Source organism: Levilactobacillus namurensis DSM 19117, assembly GCF_001434785.1.
Taxonomy (GTDB): Bacteria; Bacillota; Bacilli; order Lactobacillales; family Lactobacillaceae; genus Levilactobacillus; species Levilactobacillus namurensis.
The window spans coordinates 46,858-66,278 of the sequence record NZ_AZDT01000021.1 but is presented as its reverse complement, the minus strand read 5'-3'; the positions used below and the strand labels follow the sequence as shown (position 1 = coordinate 66,278).

The 19,421-nt window shown below is 44.0% G+C and carries 11 protein-coding genes; 4 read left to right on the top strand and 7 right to left on the bottom strand.

Annotated features, from left to right (window positions below; translation table 11 throughout):
* The first annotated feature begins 369 nt into the window (after positions 1 to 369).
* The gene (locus FD30_RS04395; protein WP_225426455.1) at positions 370 to 1,008 is read left to right on the top strand and encodes a DNA-3-methyladenine glycosylase family protein; all 639 of its coding nucleotides are present in this window, start codon (positions 370 to 372) and stop codon (positions 1,006 to 1,008) included.
* 110 nt (positions 1,009 to 1,118) lie between these two features.
* Here the strand turns inward: FD30_RS04395 and FD30_RS04390 are convergent, their stop codons facing one another.
* The 3 genes from FD30_RS04390 to FD30_RS04380 all read right to left on the bottom strand — a co-directional run bounded on the left by FD30_RS04390 (position 1,119) and on the right by FD30_RS04380 (position 4,682).
* Positions 1,119 to 2,867 (bottom strand): DUF262 domain-containing protein, encoded by a 1,749-nt coding sequence (locus FD30_RS04390; protein ID WP_056944050.1) that lies wholly within the window; start codon positions 2,865 to 2,867, stop codon positions 1,119 to 1,121.
* Positions 2,868 to 3,074: 207 nt separating this feature from the next.
* Positions 3,075 to 3,794: a GIY-YIG nuclease family protein gene (locus tag FD30_RS04385; RefSeq protein ID WP_056944049.1), complete on the bottom strand. Its 720-nt coding sequence runs from the start codon at positions 3,792 to 3,794 to the stop codon at positions 3,075 to 3,077.
* 315 nt (positions 3,795 to 4,109) lie between these two features.
* Positions 4,110 to 4,682, bottom strand: a complete 573-nt coding sequence (locus tag FD30_RS04380) for a TetR/AcrR family transcriptional regulator (protein ID WP_056944048.1) — start codon at positions 4,680 to 4,682, stop codon at positions 4,110 to 4,112.
* A gap of 137 nt (positions 4,683 to 4,819) precedes the next feature.
* On the opposite strand from FD30_RS04380, the gene FD30_RS04375 reads away from it, so the two are divergent.
* Together FD30_RS04375 and FD30_RS04370 are read left to right on the top strand one after the other, a co-directional pair.
* Positions 4,820 to 6,265, top strand: coding sequence for an MDR family MFS transporter (locus FD30_RS04375; protein ID WP_056944047.1), 1,446 nt, complete (start codon positions 4,820 to 4,822; stop codon positions 6,263 to 6,265).
* Positions 6,262 to 7,011, top strand: coding sequence for a DUF4811 domain-containing protein (locus FD30_RS04370; RefSeq protein WP_056944046.1), 750 nt, complete (start codon positions 6,262 to 6,264; stop codon positions 7,009 to 7,011). The genes FD30_RS04375 and FD30_RS04370 overlap by 4 nt, the downstream gene beginning before the upstream one ends.
* A gap of 45 nt (positions 7,012 to 7,056) precedes the next feature.
* On the opposite strand, the gene FD30_RS04365 is transcribed toward FD30_RS04370, so the two are convergent.
* The 4 genes from FD30_RS04365 to FD30_RS04350 form a co-directional block, all read right to left on the bottom strand.
* Positions 7,057 to 12,348: a helicase HerA domain-containing protein gene (locus FD30_RS04365; protein WP_056944045.1), complete on the bottom strand. Its 5,292-nt coding sequence runs from the start codon at positions 12,346 to 12,348 to the stop codon at positions 7,057 to 7,059.
* Entirely contained in the window at positions 12,329 to 13,669 is a 1,341-nt protein-coding gene (dptG, locus tag FD30_RS04360) for a DNA phosphorothioation-dependent restriction protein DptG (protein WP_056944044.1), read from the bottom strand. Before dptG ends, FD30_RS04365 begins: the two co-directional genes overlap by 20 nt.
* Positions 13,670 to 13,672: 3 nt before the next feature.
* Complete coding sequence (gene dptF, locus FD30_RS04355; protein ID WP_082604801.1) at positions 13,673 to 16,087, bottom strand: DNA phosphorothioation-dependent restriction protein DptF; 2,415 nt, start codon at positions 16,085 to 16,087, stop codon at positions 13,673 to 13,675.
* 322 nt (positions 16,088 to 16,409) lie between these two features.
* Positions 16,410 to 17,765 (bottom strand): APC family permease, encoded by a 1,356-nt coding sequence (locus tag FD30_RS04350; RefSeq protein ID WP_056944042.1) that lies wholly within the window; start codon positions 17,763 to 17,765, stop codon positions 16,410 to 16,412.
* Between the two features lie 246 nt (positions 17,766 to 18,011).
* Between FD30_RS04350 and FD30_RS04345 the strand changes: the two genes are divergently transcribed.
* Positions 18,012 to 19,385: a DHA2 family efflux MFS transporter permease subunit gene (locus FD30_RS04345; protein WP_056944041.1), complete on the top strand. Its 1,374-nt coding sequence runs from the start codon at positions 18,012 to 18,014 to the stop codon at positions 19,383 to 19,385.
* Positions 19,386 to 19,421 lie beyond the last annotated feature (36 nt).

Genomic DNA, 19,421 nt, shown 5'->3' with positions numbered 1-19,421 from the left:
AGCTATTCGCCCGACCAAAAGGCTCACTGGGCGGGCGAAGTTGTGCAGTCGTGAGCTCTATCCGTTCAGCCGCGTATCACCGTTTCCACTGATCAGCTACCGGACAGTCGGCCCCCACTCGCCACCGCCCCTGGCTCTTCAGGCAATTTATCCTTGCTTTTTAAACTACCGGCCTAGTATACAGAATCTGCTTTTCTAATATTCCTTCTGCTCATTTTTTATCATAATAAAATTTATAAAAGAACCTGACCTCAGGTTTAACCTCCCATGACCTCGTCACCCAGGCTAGTAAACTAATGGCCCCGCTTAACAACCCATTACCGCCCCGGTCATCCCCTGTGTATAATCGGGTCTAAAGGAGGCGGCAATGTGCACTTTGACCAAACTTCACCCGAGATTCAATACCTTAGTCAACGAGATAAGCATCTGGGAAAAGTCATCCAAACGCTGGGCCCGCTGGACTACCAACTCGTCACCAACGGCTACGGCTTTCTAGTCAGTCAAATTATTGGGCAAATGCTGTCGAATAAGGTGGCCGCCGTTTTAACTAATCGCTTACTTCGTCAGTGTCCAGCCGGTCGCCTCACACCAACCGCTATCGACCAACTTTCCGACCAAGCGATTCGCAGTATCGGCATTTCGCACACCAAAGTCGCCACGATTCGCACCCTGACGACCGCTATAATGGCGGGTACCATCAACCTTGAGCGCTACCGTGACTGGTCCGACCAAGCCATCATAACGGATCTGACCCGGCTTAAGGGCATTGGGCCTTGGTCCGCGAAGATGTACCTGATCTTTTCCCTCGACCGTCCCAACATTTTACCCTTCGAAGACGGCGCCTTTCTCCAGGGCTACGGCTGGGTCTACAAGACCACGGACTACCGCCGAGCGGCCGTCGAGAAGAAGTGTCGTAAGTGGCGCCCCTACTCGTCACTAGCCGCCCGCTACCTCTACCACGCCCGGGATGCTGGGCTGACCAAGCACCCGTTTCATCTATTTAAATAGTTAAAAACGGAGCCCAGGATAAAAATCCCAGGCTCCGTTTTTGGCTATCCTCGATACTACAGCAGCCAAACTGATGGCGTTAAGGCTCGCTGGCTAATCACCGGTTGTCCCTACCAAATCAGGGTAACGTCTGACGTAAAGCGGTCTTGGCGATTCCGAACATCCGTCGCCGACCAGCCGTTATTTTGAATCTGTTGGGCAAGACGCTGGTTCCCGGTCAACCCCGATTGTTGCAACGCCGGTACCAGATCTATTGCCGCTTGGACTTCCGTCTTGACTAATCGCTTTTCCAACAACGTCCAGTTTCCTAGATACTCCGCATCATCCCCCACAGCGTTCGTGGTGTCGACCTGAACCAGTTGGTAATCATCATCCTTGAAGACCTGCCGAAAGAGTTGTTCCCCAAAGTCATCGTATTCAACACTATAGAGCTCCGCCAACAAGTACACCAAGGTCCATTTCTTAGCGCCCCGCTGACCCCCAGCCTTCTGCAATACTTGGAAACTTGCTTCGGTCTGATCTTTCTTCGGTAATAGTTTCTCATTAAGGTCTTCAATAATCTCATCCACTGATTTTAAATCTAAATTCCAGATACGATGCGCGACATCCGAGAACCCTGTTTCCAACTTATTCGTCCCATCGTTAATAATCGTCCGGTGCCGGATAAAAATGGCCAGTAATTTCGTCACGACCTTCAACAAACTCGCTTCAGAATACTTTTTATAAACCATCGCAATCACGACCGGATAATACAGTTTCACGTGGAGCCGTGTTAAGATCTCCAAAGTTTCCGTGATTTTGTGATCCTTAAAATATTGGGCATGGGCTTTAGGACTGGTCGGTGATTCCAAGACGGTATACAAAGCGACCACCTTGTCTAAGTCATCTAAAAATTGTTGCGAGGTGTTAACGTCCTTGATTTCCGTACTGATGGCCCGATACAGCTTAGATTCTGGAACGATTCGCTTTTTGGCCGCCCAGTAAGTCCGAATGAACCGGGTAATCTTATCACTGTCGTTGTCTAGTTGATTGGTCAACCGGTTCCACTGGTCGTTAGCCGGCTTGATTTCCGTCCCCATTAACGACATCACGTGGTTCTTGATAATATCAGAAGCCCGCAGATCTTTTCCCCGACTGTTCAACGTTTCAAAAATCGTAAAAGCGTCTTGCCGGCTGGGGGCCGAAATCATCACAATATAGAACTTGTTAAAGAAGGATTCAAAAATCAACTGTAACCGGTCAATCCGTCCAGCCAACGTCTTTTCCTGATTGATCTCCGCCACGATCCAATGTGTCATTTCCTTGTAAGCCCGTTGCATGTTGCGTTTAGGCTCCGACGTCAACTTCTCCGTTGCGGCTTTAGCCACCTGGTGCGTCAAATCTGAAAAATAAGCCTGCAAACTCTGGTCTGGCTGGTCGTGGTCCGCGTTCTGCTGAACGATTAATGACGGACGCTCCTTTTCCCGAATCGATTTATTAACCTCACGCCGCACATCGCGCAACAGGTCGCCGCTCTCTAGCTCCGCCTCACTCGCATGACTGTTCGAGAAGTTCTCACGGTACATCCGGTTAGCGGTATCCCGAATCGCCGCCATAAACAACGTACTGGTAGTCAGTCGCTGCTGCCCATCAATAATCTCTTGATCGCCCTGCTCGTTCTTATAGGTCACGATTTGTCCAAAGAAGTGGCTGTTACGGGAACCTTTCACTAGCTCCAACAGGTCGCCCCAAAAGTCCTCGACCTCATTCGTTCCCCAGGCATAGTTGCGTTGATATAGCGGAACGATAAAGTTATTGTCCCGAAATAGTTCGCTAATTCGAAATCTGGATGGTTGTGGAATCTCAACAAATTCTGTCATATACACGCCTACTCTTCCCTTGTCTTCAAGCTACGCCGATAATCCTGTATCCCCATGTTACCTAGCCGTTTCTAGAAGATCAATAGCCAACTTAACGAACCCCCTGAATTCTTCATCTAAGCGGTAAAATCGGTCCAAATTTCGCCAACATTTTTACGATCCATGCGTGCTCACAAAAAAATCCAGCCCCCGTTCATGGGCTGGAATCTAATTCCGAAATCGTTGATCTAACGTTTTCCCTGCTTGATCATGCCACATAGTCCAGCCATTACAGCTGGCCTTGTAAATCACACTTCCCGCCGTGGACGGACTGGTGAACAGGTAGTCGTCAACGAACACGTTATCTTTAATCACACCAGCCCGTTCCAACCGGCGTACCAGCGCCGGATTAAACGACTTGGCAGGGGCTTTCGGCGTCAACCTAGAGCCCCGATGGACCAGCAGGTTGCCTTCCGGGGTGTACGTGGCCCGCGCCTGGCTACCGCGACCATCAAACCAAAACGTTCGGTCTGTCTCGACCTGCCGCGTCATTTTAGGGTGCTGGGATGCCGGGGCAGCAACCGGCGTTAACTTTAACGCCTTTGATGTTGGCGGGGCTGGGGCAAAGACGGGGAGGTCAAAGGCCCGTAATAACAAGTCGATATTCTCAAAAACCTCTGCTAAATCGTACTTCCTGCCTTCAGCCACAAAAGACTTGTGCGGGGTATTCCCATTAAAGAGTTGCATCCGCTGGCTTTGTTGCGCGCGTTGATACATCAGGTTTTCTAAGTACTTGATATCCGCCTTAGAGAGCTGATGGTCCGCGTTATTGATCACAAACGCCACTACAAAGTCCCACCATTTTTCCTTAGCAACCTGATGTTGCCGCAAACGATGGCCCACATCTTCAGCTTCCCCGATGTAAACCGTCCGTTGTTGCCCGGGCAAGACCTGATCAAACAGGGTGTAGACCCCGTTCCAAGCCAGCTCTTTGCGACTGTCTAAGGCGTTTTTTAAACACTCCCGGGGAATGTAAAATGCCCGAATCGACCGCGTAGTAATGTCCGCGATTCGGACGCCATTGGGATCACCCGTTGGAAAGAACGTATTGACCGTATAAGGTTTGATGCCGAGGACCTCCCTTCTCTAAGGCTACTACCTTAAAGTTTACCCCACCCCCGCCGGGAAGCCAACTCCCTTTCCAATCTCTGACTCAAAATACAATCGACCGGTCCAAATCAGACGCTCATGAGGCCCACATCCCTATCCCCTCACCGACAACTGACGAATCGCCAAGGCCATGGTCTGAGTGAACCGCTCGTCCACCTGCTCCGGCGGCAAGCGCAAGAAGCCCCCTAACTCCTGCATGATAAACCCAAAGAGGGCCGACCGGTACAGCGTGATGGCCGCCATCTGCGCCGTTCCCGCATGCTCTAAGAGGTGAAGACTGGTAAACATTTCACGATACAACGCGACCAATTCCGCATGGGTCTGCGGCAGTTCCGCCAACTGATTGGGGGTCAACAAGATTGGCGCCAGATGCACCTGGTGCTGGCAAGCCTGCCGAAAAACCTGCGCAAACACCATCAATGCCGCATCTCCGCTCACCCCCGCCAACTCATGTAACAGCTGCTGGGCCAACTCGTGGACGAAGCGGACCCCCACCTGATCCAGTAAATCGTTGAGACTCCGTGCGTAATTATAAATCGACTGGGGACGCACCCCTAAGTCCGTGGCCAGTTCCCGAATCGTCAAGTGGTCCAACCCGTGTACCGCAATCAACCGGTTAGCGTGTTCGATGACCTTTTCCTGAGTTAACGTCCGCCGCTTCACCATAAGCCACCCTCTCCTTTGGGTCCCATTATACCTAGTAAGGATTCCGAATTAAACTGATAGCATCAGTTTAGTTTCTGAAGAAGACAGTCTATACTCACCCTAGATTAATCCAAAACTTAGGCAAAAGAGGTCTTTCGATGCACGATATCAATGGCAAACCCATCAACCGCTACTGGCTGATGATCACGCTAATGTGCGGCACGTTCTGTACCGCCTTAACCACCAACATGCTGGTCACCGCTTACCCCACTCTGATGACGCGTTTTTCCATTTCCAGTTCAACCGTTCAATGGCTGACCACCGGCTTCCTACTGGTCATGGGAATCATGATTCCCATCAGTGCTTGGCTAATTAATAACTTCAGTCTTCGGATCATCTACCTGGCGGCGCTGGGGTTCTTCTTAGCGGGGCTCATCACCAGCTACACCGCCAATAGTTTCGCCCTGATTCTGACTGGGCGCTTGATTCAAGCCGTCGGGGTCGGCATTACGTTTCCCACGATTCAGACCGTGTTACTGGTCATCTTTCCAGCCGACAAACGTGGGTCAATGATGGGCCTGGGGGGCATCGTCATTGGACTGGCCCCCGCCTTAGGACCGACCCTGTCCGGTTGGATTCTGGACAACGCCACTTGGCGGGACCTCTTCGGTATCATGATTCCACCCGTGATTCTAGTTCTGGTACTCACCCTGATCTTCATCCATCCCGTGATTCCGTTGAAGAAGTCCCCAATCGACAAGGTGGCCATCGGCTTATCGACCATCGGCTTCGGTAGCCTCCTCTACGGGTTCTCGGAAGTCGGTGAGAATGGCTGGCTGTCCGCGACCGTAATCGGCGGCATTTTAGTTGGCGTCCTCTTCATCGGCCTCTTCGCCCGGCACGAATGGCCGCAACAGACGCCATTCCTCAATGTCCGCTTGTTGAAGATTCCATCCTTTACCATCGCTTCACTGGTCACGGCCCTATCCAACACCGCCATGATTGGGATTCAAGTGGTTCTCCCCATGTACCTCCAACAGGTACGGGGACTGTCCCCTTTGCATTCCGGCCTTGTGATTCTCCCCGGCGCCTTGGTCTTCGGCATCGTGAGCCTGATTAGTGGGAGTCTGTACGACCGGATGGGTGGTCGCAAACTCGCCATGATTGGAACCTTCCTGTTGACGCTAGGCACCCTGCCCTTTGCGATGCTGACCCGGACTACGCCCTACCTCTACATCATCTGCGATTACACCATCCTGATGATTGGGGTCGCCGTGGTGACCATGCCAATCACCGCTGCCAGTTCCATGGACCTGACCGGTATTCAACTCAGTCACGGCACCGCCGTCAACAGCACGCTACGGCAAGTGACCACGTCGATGGGCACGGCCATCTTAGGGAGCGTCCTCACCAACGTCATGACTAACGCCGCGCCGAGTCACGCCCTACTGACCACAGCTCCCTTAGTCTTCCAAGACCAGAGCTACCAGGCCGCGATGTCTGGGTTCCACGCCGCTTTCTTAGTGGCCACAGCCTTTGGTATTTTGGACATGCTGTTTGCCTTACTGATTAAAGATTCCGCCCGGGAGGTGGCTGTCGCATGATTCTGATCATTTTATTCGCCGATATCCTACTGTTCGTCTTCGGTGCCCTACTCTTACCCACCAAGGCCCTGCGCATCGGCGGGGGAACCCTAGGTTGTCTGATCCTATTAGGCGCAGCCCTGCTGATGATTGGCAACGATAACTGGCACTGGGGGATGGTTCAAGTCACCACCACCAAGACCACTAAAATTGCCTCGGTCTCTCCTAGTCGGCAACTCGACTTACTGGTCTATCAGCCCTTGAAACACTCGTCCATGGAACGGGTCTACGCCTACCGGTTACCAACATCTAACCGGCAACACCATACCGTAGCGGACCTCAAAACCACCAACCGGATCAGCCTCCAGAACACCGCGACCCCGACACTGGTGACCAAGACCACTAGTTGGCGGTACCGGCCGGGAATCTGGCGGTGGCTCTTCTCCGACACCGGCAAACACCACGAAGTCATCAAGACGGAAAACACGTTTGTTCTGCCCCGGAGCTGGGAGACCCTCAGCGTCCGGCAGTCTAAATGGTTAGCCCAAGCAGCGGACGACCAAATCCGAAGTGCCAAGCACACCCTAGCCGGGACCGTGGCCCAAATTGTCGCCGAGCAACGGCTAGCCAATCCCAGCCTGACTGACGACCAACTCCAAGCCATCAAACAACGCGCCACTCGGGCAGCTACCACCCAGGCCCAGCAACAACTGCCACAGTTGAAAGCCAAGCTGATTGCCCAAGCTAAAGCGCAACCCGTAGAATAGAAGACACGAAAGGCGTGACCCGCGGGCCACGCCTTTTTCAGTTAGTTACTCTCGACTAACACGACTTTCTAAGCTATCAATATTTATAATATTTGCCGTTTTAATTAAACGATCATTTTCCCCTAATTCTGGACCATTTACAACACACTGCCCTTTTTGCAGCGTAGACAACTCTTGCTCATACATTTTCTGTCGATTATGATTAGAACTCAGCGTTTTCGCAATAGCACGAGTCTGACTCTCTGGAGGCAAAAAATGCACTTGTTCTGCAGTATTATAAATAGAATCGACTTCTCCTTTAATACTGCTTAACGATTGCGTTGCAAAGATTCCAGACCAACCAAACTTACGTCCTTCCGTTAAAATTTTAAAGGTAGGTGCTTCACGTGCAAAGTTTAAATTTTGAACTTCGTCTAAAAAAACGGGGTAAACCAAATGACGGTCCGTATACATTTGAGAATAGTTAAATAAATCCCATAAGACAAACTCAATCATTGCCTTCTGAACAGAAGCCGGATAGTGACTTAACTGAATAATATTAATCTGACCGGTTGATCCAAAATAACTCGACCAATCAAAATTAGTTTTTCCATAGGTAAAGGGATCATTGTCAAGTAACGTTTGTAATCGGCCGTACAAAGTACGATCATTTTTATCCTCACTCAATTGATCCTTCAATTTACTGAACGTATAATTCTTATTTTTAGCCATTCCCTCGTTCATAATTGTAATCAGCCGACTCTTTTGTTGAATACCCAATCCAAAAACAAAGTCTAAAACTTCAGCAACCCTAGCTACCACATTTTCAGTTTTTTCATAGTATTGATAATCGCCAATACTATACTTATTATACTTAAACGGATTTATCGCTAGGTGTTCCTTCATCACAATGTGTTGCCGAATATTAGGAACTGCTTCTTTCAAAGTTCTATCTAACTGATTTGGTAAATAGCTATCGGTATAATCAATAATTAAGGAATCAATTTTATTACGAGAAAATTCATATAGTAAAGTCTGAATAAAATACGTTTTCCCTTGTCCAGACTTCCCCGTAATTAACATATGACGATTGGCCAACTGATGATCATCATATTCCCAATATGCTTTTTGACTAGAACCATCTACTGTTCCCAGAAGAATTCGTCGATTACCACGCAAATGTGTTCCCTTTAAAGATTCCTTTGAGGATTCCGAGTAAACCAGTGATGGCTTATTCAAGTCTCTCGGTTCTGGCCGTGCTTCTTGAATGTCATTAGAAGCCGTTAGTTCTACATCGCTTTGGCTTACTCCTGATTCATCCTGTATTACTGTTTCTTCCGACATACTACCTGTCTCCACTTTTGAGTCAAGTAATGCTTTTTCAGCAACTTCTGATTGAGCTACCACAGGTTGTCTTAAATTATCCTCTTGGGTCTTACTATGATTTTCTGCATTGGTAAGTTGCCGATACGCTTCCCCATCCTTTTGTGAAATATGACTTAATAATCGGGATACATCGAACCCCATTTGATCATTTTGAACTGAATCAATAACTCGTTGCGTTTTAATTCCGGAAATGCGATAGGCATCATTCTCAGGAACCTCAACTAACGTATAATCTTCATTTACTCGTAACGACCGATTAGTTACATCACGTTTTAGCGAAAAAATAAATTTATTTCGATAAACATCAGTTAGAGTATTATCAACCTTTAATTTCCCCTGACTCACACTCTGTCGATATTGCTGCAATTGCTGGTAAACATCCACACTCATTTCACCATTGCTAAATAACTTTGCAGCATTTGCAAAGTACAACTTCATAAAGAAATCCAAATAAAAATCTGATTTAAAATCAATCGCATCAAAAATAAACTTTTTTAAAACATTAAAAGTTTTTTCTACCTGAGTATCTGCTTTGCTAATAACTTGATCAGCATTTTTACCAACTTTAACTTCAGTCGGTAAAAATGTCACCTTAAGCTGGCCTTCATAGTCCCAAAGACCAATAAACAACAGATCGTCAGATATTTTTCCTTGTGCTCCTAAGCTCTTAGCACTAAAAATAGAATCATTTCTCGTTTCGCCCACGAAAGAACCTGATACTCTTAAAATCTCTTCTAGTGATAACGGAATCCAAATAACTCTAGAACTATTCAAAATACCTAACATTTCTTTATATACTGCCATAATGCTTAACTTTTCTCTTACCGTATTTCCTTGATTCCGATGGCTAACTAAACGCAACAACCATTCACCATTCAGGACATTGAACGATTTTATAATTGTCGTTAAGAAATCCTGGTTATTCCGACCATCAACTGTATCTGGTAAATTATCTGATAAAATAATTTCATATTGATGGACTTTTTTGGTCAGCGTAATGGATTCATAATTTGCAGAATTAGTATAATCCGTATAATGAATGACATATATATTATGATTCATTTGCGAAAAGTAATCTAATTTTACCTCAGGATTTAATAATGTAACCCACTTACTCCCATCAAACTGACGTTGAAATTCTCGATCATCGACTTCCTCAATACTATTTGTCAATGATTGACCATGACTCATTACCGCATGTTTTTGAACAGTAGCAACCAACAGCTCATTCCAAGCCTTAGCCATTTTCAACGCACCAGACATCTTAATCTCAGACAAACCTTTAGTACCGAAGCCACTCTTAATACTATTCTGAACATTAGTATACTCATCACCACCAATTAAACCATCAATCGAATAGTTCATTGTTAGTTGTTCTGTACTATATTGCCCCAAGGTTAGTTGATTCGTAAATTGATAGAAAGTAATATGGTAATTAATTTCTTGACTTTCCCCATAAAATATATCTAGCTTATTTTGAAGTGTTTCAATAATCTGATCTGAATTAACATCTTGAATCGACTTTAATGGTTGATGGAAAAAGCTCTCATAATCTGACCTGGTATGAATTTTATAAAATTGATTAACATCTGGGTTCAAATGCTGATTTTCTCGGTTTATGATATGCAAGGAGACAGGATTAATCTGAGAAAGATCCTCTTTATTTTGACTAATCTCAAAAATTAAATAATCCGTGATACTTTTAATTAAGAGCCGTTCATCCTTAATATTAACAGCACGAACATTATATTTAATTTGTGGATTTAACGTAAAAAGATAATCAAAGTGCTTTTTAAAATCCTTTAGTCGCTCCGTAATAATTCTCTGCGAAACTTCACTAAATTTAGATAATTTAGTTTTGGAATAAATTAACCAACGTGGTGCATTAGATATATAGTCTGTTTTGTATGCAACTCCTTCTCGCTTCAAATATGGAACTAAATGAGTAGGGTTTAGCTTTCGCTGTATAGTGTCAGATAAATTTTCTTGACCGACTTCTTGCTCAACTTGTAATTGATACGCCAAAAGCATTGGATTAAATGGGGCATATGCAATGTCGCCGTCAATATTAAATTCCCCAATGTGCACAATATTTTGAATTTTAATTGGCAGCTCAATCCTATCCTCCTGAGTATCAATCTCTGATTGAACTTCATCTAAGATAGCCTGAACTAATCTTTGAATTTCTTCATCCCAAATCACCAAGCTCATAGTAGTTTGCCGACGCCGTAATTCAAAAAACAAACTCCCATAAGCCTTTTTTAATGAGTCCTCTAAGTCAAAGCCTTCATAATCTGAATCCACAATTAACTGATTATCATGAATTGCTTCAAATTCTAAATCTAAAAAACGTTTTTGAGACTCATATACACTACATGCCATTTCGCCAAAAAAAACCTGTTTATTACGATAATGACCATCAATTGAATGTTGACGCCGAAAATTCTCTAAATAAACTGCATTCCGCGGAACTATCCGTTCCTCTTCATCCACAAATAAAAATGGAATCTTAAGATTACCAATTAGTAATTCAAATTTTTCATCTGCATCATCATTTAAAATTAAATCACTGGTTTTAATTACTATTTTCTTCCATTTGGTAACCCGCAGGCCATCTAAGTCGCTAATTGAGTGAGCGATAATCTCTTCTTTTACACCAGTTCCCAATTCAAAATCTGCAATATCACTGGGAAGGTTAATAGTATACGACTGCTTACTTCCAATTGATAATGAATAAAAGGGACGCAACGCACTAATTAACGCTGGAACGATTGGTAAAATTACAATGTTAAAAGTAAATCTTAAAGACCCTTTGTTCTGGTGCTTATAAACAATTTTAGTGGACGTTGCTTCACTATCATTTAGCAGATTAAAAGTTAATTTTAAATGGTGCCCACTAATACTAACCTTAGGATTGGTACTCTTTTCAGTTTTGTTACTAAGTCCATCTCGTTTAATTGATTTATCAAAAGGAATACGTAAGACTAACTCCGACTGACCCATTGGATTGAAAATTATTAACTGTCGATTTCGCTGACCCGCCTTAGTCATCTTTTGCGGTCGATCCCAAATTTGAAGGTCAGCATTATCTTTTAATAGTTGGTCAGGCAGATAAGCGATTTTCACCTGATTAGTTTCTGCTAACTCTGCTTTCCCTTCCAAAATACGTTTATAATCCACTTTTTGCCAATCATTTCCAGCTAAATCTACTTTTAAATGATCACCCGTTACTAACTTTTCTAGTTTCTCCTTTGTATCTCCAAATCCCCGAATCATATTGATTTCTGCAAAATCATCATGATTGTTTTCGAGGCGCTTTTCAATATCGTCATCATCAAAGGTCATTAAACTCTTATCCTGAAAGTATCCCATTTTTGTATAATCATCAGGATCGATATTTCCCTTTTCAAGGATGGCATAAGCATCTGCGAAATCCATCAACGTAAGTGTCTGTTCACCCTTAAAGAAAGATCGAACCATAACCTTAAGAATTTGTTGTTCTTTAAGATTTAAGCTTTTGCTTTGCTGAATTTCAAATTCCAGATTTTTACGAAGCTCATCCAAATTAAAGGGACCACCCTGCCGACTAATATCTTTGGCCCCGCTATTAATGCTATCCAGAATTTGATTCGAAACAAAGAGCAATGCTGTATCTTTCCAAATCCCCTGTTGACGTCCAATTTGATTTCGAAGATTAACCAAGTAATCCGGTGTTACATTATTTGTTGAAACCACAACCAACTTCATGGACACTGGTTGGTTTAACATAATTGCTAGACCAGCAAATCCACTTTCTCCTTGACTTATCTGGAGTTGTTCCACCTCACCTAAACGACCTAACTCATTCATAAAATTACGAACTTGTTGCGACTCTTCAAAACTCAATACATACCGGTCACCAGGTGAAATTTCAACCTTATTAGCCCATGCAACAAGGCGCTTACATAAAAATTTATAATATTCCTCTAACATATTGTGCATCCCCGCTATCACTTAATTTTTCTAGAATATTAGCTTGTTCAAATAATGCAATGATACGATTTCGTGTCATTCGATCAAAATAAACGCCACGCTTCTTCAGTTCTTCAAAAACAAAATTTAACGGTAACTTTCCTTTACCAACAATGGCTGTGGTCAACAATAGCACCATATGATTACTTAAAGAAAAGGTTCGCCCAAGGCGACCGTGTTGTCTAACAAACCCCTGTTGGGCAATTTCCTCAAATGATTTTGCATAACGAGCACTGGTCGCACGATTGGCATCACTTCTTCTAGCTAATAATCTTCGTAAGCCATCAACTGCTGTCTTTAAATCAGGAAAATTAAAGTTAACGCCCTCCGTAATCGCGGCATCCAAATTCCGTGCAAACAGAGGTAAAAATTCCATTAAATTATCATATAGTACATGATGATAATCAAAGTCAGAAGCTAATATCTGATTTTTCCAAAAAAAGTGATTTTCATCTGGAATTAACGCATTTAAATAATTCAAAACATCAACATCCGTTAATAAATCTTGACCATGTTGATACACCATTGAATATCCCGCTCTAACCGCTTGTCTTGAACGAGAAACGGGCTCGTTTTCTAAAGCAAAATACAAAGGCGTAATCGTATTATTAGCCTCGGTATCACTAATTCTTACAATTGTCTGACTAACATAAATAAAGTAATAGAACCTCAATAGCTCAGAAATATGGTCATAATAATAACCACGATCTTGCATTAACCTTTGAACATCCTGTTTAAATAAATTTTCGTAATAACCGCCATCATAAAATTCGAAATGATTAGGTTTAGATTTTTGCATAACCTCAGTCGTTTCTAATTCTTCAAATACAACTCGTTCGTATAAATTAGTAGGTTCTGTATCGCTAAAACTCGCTATAAATAATTGATTATTTTTCAAATTTAGCAAATCTACCAAAAACTTCCCTAATAAAATCTCGCCAGTGCGATCTTTCCCCTCTGATAACGGTAAATACTGCAATAGCTTCGAGCTTGGCATTGCACGGTAAACATCTGGAGAAAAAAGTTGATCAACAATTGACTTATCAATTCTCGTATCAATTAATGGATCTCGTGAGTTTAAAGTTTCCTGATTAAGCTCTGCATTTTTATCATTAACTACTCGTGCAACAACGCCCACTACTGGGCTAAAACCATTTGTATACTTAATCCGTTCCGGGTTTCGCGTAAAAAAGGGTAATACACGTCCTTCAAAATCATGCGTTGCTTTAAACTTCGTATCAAAATGCAGAATTGTGCACAAGTTATTAACTTCTTCATTCATTAGCTACACCTCTCCCATTTCAACACCCATCCCATCATCGGTTAGCCGATAAAACTTATTCGTTTCAATATTTCCAATTAAGGTTTCCTTATTCGTTTGCTTACTCTTCGTAATATTCTCAATAAATGTTGCAACATTTACAAACTGATGCCGATCGTCGGCTTTCAATAAATATCCTTGGTTCACCCGATTAATTAGCACAAATAAATCATAATCAATAACCAATGGATAAGATTGATTAGCATCAGCATTTTTCAATTCAAATACAACATTAAAATCATGTTCTGTAATACCTTTAAACACTAAATTGAAAGGTACTGCAACACCAAATTTTTTACGTTCATTAATAAAGGTAAAAATATAATTGCTTTGGGGGCTCCCATTCCAATCATAGATGAATTGTTTAGCCTTTTTATAAAGTTCTCGATTATTCGGATTATGCGCATCTCCCGTACTTGCAGATGCTAACTGATTTAAATATTGATGATAGAGCCTGTCATCAAAAATTGAATTCTGGCGGTCCAACAAATATTTCATACGCAATAATAAGCCTACCTTTTCTTCAAAGGATGCTTTATCAACATTAATATAGTCCCAAAGCCATTCGATTTGTTTTGCACCTTGAGATCCTAAAAACATTTCTGTTAATTTTTGTAAATTTTTATGCGAATTATAAACACGTGTCATCAGTTCTTCTACTTGCTGATTTTGAAACTTTTGCGGATCAAATTCATTAATTTTTTTAATTATTGCTGAGTCTCCAGACCCACCAAATAATAAGTAAGGTAGTGAATATCGATACGTAATTACATCATTTTCTTCCAATCGAGTAGGAACCAAAATATCATGAATCAGCTCAAGTAATGCTCGAGTTGAAATAATGACCTTTGATTCTACTTGAATCTTGATAAGTAAAAACTTCAGTGTATCTCGAACCTTTGAATTCATAAATAGTTCATAATTATGATGGGTTAGCCGCATAACATACGCTGCTCTATCTTCCTTGTAAGCCCGATAGAACGGATTCTCTTCAGAACGTGTCGCAATCTTAGTAAATATATCATCGTAGAACTGACTTTTAGTTCCCGTCTCATCAATTTCAAATAACGGATAATCGCGAAAGGACAGCAATCCAAATTGAGTATCAACCAATCTGGTTTTATCAGTTGCGCTTGTCGTTATTCCTGACTCATTTAAGAAAGCCAACATTTTCCCAAAGTTACCATTTTTCTTAGCCTGACGCATAAAATTAACTAGAATTCCCATATTAATTGCAACAATTAAATTCACCCGATTAGTATCGATTTTATCATCCGAAAAGGGATCAAGTGTTTCTAGCAATGTTTCCATCGCAGTTTTATGAGGATCAAAGCTTTCAGTCGCATCATAATGAACTTGAACATGATTTTTCTTGAAAATATCGGGATTTTTCTGCATCAAATAACCAATTAAATGTGATTTTCCATCCCCAACATTCCCAACAAGAAAAATTAATTTACCATGCTGATCCGACAGATTCTGAATCATTGTTAGCAAGTCTTTTTCTAACGTTCCACGATCAACATGCATATATTCTTGAATTTGATTAAGATGCTTTGCATCAACAATTGCACTACTCGATTGGCCCGACAAGTAATTCAAATTTTTTTCAAGCTCACTAGCTCGACCATAGTTTTGATATTTACTAATCAACATTTGAACAAAATCTACTTCACTTTGTGTCGCAATGTGTCCCTCTTGACAAAGCGGTTCAACTCGATTAGCCAGCTCATCTAGGTCATAACCCTCAATCTTTCTAGAAATTCGTAACTTAATTCGAGAAAATTTAGTGGCTAAACTTCCGCTCCCTTCAGGTGTTCCAAAAGTTAATGTTAATTGTATGTAGAGCGCATTCAATTGTATTCTTAATTGTCGATTTAATTGGTCATTATCAGAGGCTGTTTTTCTTTCTTGTTTTACAACCAAATGAGTAATTATTTTAGGGCTATTCTTTGGTGGTGCAGGCTGGACATTCATCTTACGTTTCTCATCAACTTCTGAATCTTGTTCAAAGTCACTTTCAGCAAAATCATCATTACTTTTTTCTGTACTTCCTGACGACAATTCTTCCTGATCTACTGACTCAGTATCTAGTGTTGACTGAGTGCTCTTATCATTCTCACTATTAACCGACATAGACTTTTCAGAATATTGTTTTTGTTCTACGCTATGAGACTTAGCCATATCCTTTTCCATCTTAATCTCGTCATCGGTCAATGAAGGCTCCTGGGGTGCTATCACTGATTGATTTTGAGAAACAAGACCACTATCAGGTTTCGTATTTTCTCCATTTCGATACTTGTTCAAATTAGCTCCACAATTTGAACAAAAATTTGAACCAGAAATCAATTTAGCACCACAATTTGGACAAAAATTCATATTTATTCCCCCTAACGCAACTTTAATGCAGAGTTATCATTTATTATATTGATTATTCTATGTACAATGTTAGTTTTATTATATGCTTATTCTACAACACAACAAACAATCTATGATTTCAAAATCGTTTTAACACAAAATATTCAATAACAATTGCCATCACTCCTCAAACACCCTTGCACTGTCTATTTATTTACTTGAATGTTCTTACTTCTAATTTCAGCATAACTCATCTTTCAAGTCATCATCAGGTATGTCTTACACTTGTCTTTTCAGATAAAAACAGTCGATTCCTGCATTGGGAATCGACTGTTTTTATTCACTACAAGACTTCATTATTCTCTTTCCCGCGATAATACCGTTTCAAGTACGCGTACAAAGGAATCCCTAAGGCAATCACCAGCATCGACGTCAGTGCGCCCGTAAAGTCTGAGAACAGTTCACTGACCACCACGAAGCCGGTTCCTAGAATGGCAAAAAGGGGCACAACCGGATACCCCGGCGTCCGGAATAACTTCGGGCCGCCCGAATGCCGTCGACGCAGAATGAAGACCCCCACGAACGCCGCAATGTAGAAACTGTACATCACGAAGATACACAGTTCCGATAAGCGGTCCGTGTCCACCGTCAGAATCATCGCTGCCGACAATCCCAGCAGGGCCAACGTGGCGTTGACCGGCGTTTGTGTCTGCCGGTGAAGGCGTCCCAACCACTGGGAAAATGGCAGTTGGTGTTCATGTGCCATCGCGTAATAGATCCGCGGAAAGCTCATGATCTTACCATTCAACGCCCCCAGAATCGAAATCATGATCCCAATATTAATCAGTCGGCCGCCCCACACGCCAAACGCGTTGGTGGCAAAGTACGCCGTGGCGTTCTCACCTAACTGGTCGATCCGTTGCGCACTCATGGACCGAAAGATGCCGTAGGTCACCCCTAAGTACAACAGGATGATAACCGAAATCCCCAAGATAATCGCTAAAGGCAGAAGTCTTTCCGGATTCTTGATCTCGCCGCCTAGGTTGGTAATCAAAATCCACCCATCATAGGCAAAAATCGTGGCCAAAACGGCCACCCCGAAATTGCCCATACTCTGGTGCACGCTCCCCAACGTCTCGCCAATACCGCTCTGGTGCCCAAAAAAGAGTCCGAAGACCACAATGGCCACGATTGGAATCAGTTTACAAATCGTGGTCACGATGGCAAACATTGCCCCGTAGCGGTTCTGCAGCATGTTCAACGTGGCGATCAACGTAATCGCCAAAATCGCAATGGGCGCCTTCCAGGCCGAACTGATGCCGAAAAAGTTAACCATCAACAGGCCCAAATAGCCCGCAATCGAGCCCACAATGGCCGGCGCGTAGACGATGACCTGCATCCAACCGGACATGAAGCCCCAGAACTTACCGTAAATGTGATTCATATACTGGTAGAGCCCACCCGTATGCGGAATCTGGGCCCCAATCTCTGATAAGGTCAAGCCGTCCGCTAGGGTAATCAGTCCCCCTAATAGCCAGGCCAACAGGGCTAAACTCGTACTTCCCGTCAATTGCAATACGGAAGCTTGCTTAAAGAAGATTCCGGAGCCAATCACGGTTCCGATGACCAACGCTAGCGCTGACCACAGCCCCAGTGAGCGGCTCAATTCAACTGATGTGTCCTGTTTCACTCTATCCATCTCTTCTCTTATACTCAAAATGCGTGTCCAAGTCAGTATACTGAAATCCCTAGACGGTTGCAATTTGAACACCATCTGCTACGCAAAGCACCCCCACTCCCCCTTCCATTTCTGACTTCCAGGCGCTTAGTTCGGTTAATTAGCACCGATATGGCCGCAATTTCGCCTCCTGGAGTTGACAAACGGTCGGTGTATGATACGGTGAAATAGTTACGCATTTCAACTATTTAGAAAGGAACTTGGCCCATGACCAATAAACGTATCTCCCGTTCCCTGATTGTAATGGTCTTCGGAACGTTCTTCGGGATTCTCTGTTCGACACTCATGAACGTCGGGTTACCCCAGTTAATGACGGCGTTTCACGTCAGCGAAGCGCAGGTTCAGTGGGTGACTAACGGCTACATGCTGGTCAACGCACTGATGATTCCCGTGAGCGCCTACCTGATCAAACGCTTCTTATTTCGCCACCTCTACATATTAGCCACCGCCATCTTCCTAGTCGGGACCCTCTTGGGCGCACTGTGCAACCAGTTCATTCTGGTGATCATTGCTCGCATGATTCAAGCCATCGGGGCCGGTATGATGATGCCGCTGGTCAACGTGCTCGCCATCCGCTACGCAAAGCCCGCAAAAAAAGGCGCCATCATGGGAATCATCGGCCTGGCCTTCAACTTTTCACCCATTATTGGGCCGACTGTCTCCGGTATCATTCTGGACTACCTTTCCTGGCGCTACCTGTTCATCATTATTGTGCCGTTCATCGTGATCACGTTAGTGGCCTCAATCATCATCCTGCCTCGCATTCCGCATAACGAGTCACCGCACTTCGACTCCCGCGGGTTCGTTCTTGTCAGCATCGGCTTATGGTGCATCTTGATGGGGCTATCCAACATCTCCACAGCCCGCTTCCTGAGCTGGCAGGTCGGCGGCTTGCTCCTGGTTGGCCTCATTTTCAGCTTGATCTTCATCAAGTCTCAATTAGGCCACACCGACCCACTAATCAATCTGCAGGTCTTTAGTCACGCACAGTTCGTCACCGCCACGCTGGTCAATATGCTCATCGTGGCCACCATGTACGGTAACACCATTCTCCTGCCCTTATTGGTCCAAACGATTCAGCACCAAAGCGCGCTGGTCTCCGGACTGGTGATCTTACCCGGTGCGTTACTGACCGGGACCTTGTCACGGTTAAGCGGTCGCCTCTACGACCGCATCTCGGTCCGGCGCTTAGTCGCCATCGGCTTGACCATCGACTGTGCCGGGACCCTCTTACAAGCACTGATTGGGACCAATAGTTCGCCGGTCGTTTTAGCCCTGTTCCAAGCCGTTCGGCAGCTGGGCCTGGTGACCATGTTGATTCCGCTCCAGACCCACGCACTGGGTTTACTACCCTACGAGATGGTGCCTGACGGCGTCGCCACCTTCAACACGATTCGGCAGGTTGCCGCGTCGTTCGGGACCGCCATCATCATTGCAGTGGTCGCCCTAGTCAACCGTAGCTTCCCGGGCAACGGCCATCTGGGTATCGAAGCCGGTTTCTTGGTCTGCTTGTTCCTATTGATTCTGGCGATTCTGACAGCACGCAAACTTCAATCACAGTTCCACACAAAAACAGCTTAACTTAAAAATGGTGTCCCGCTTACTCATCTGCGCGGG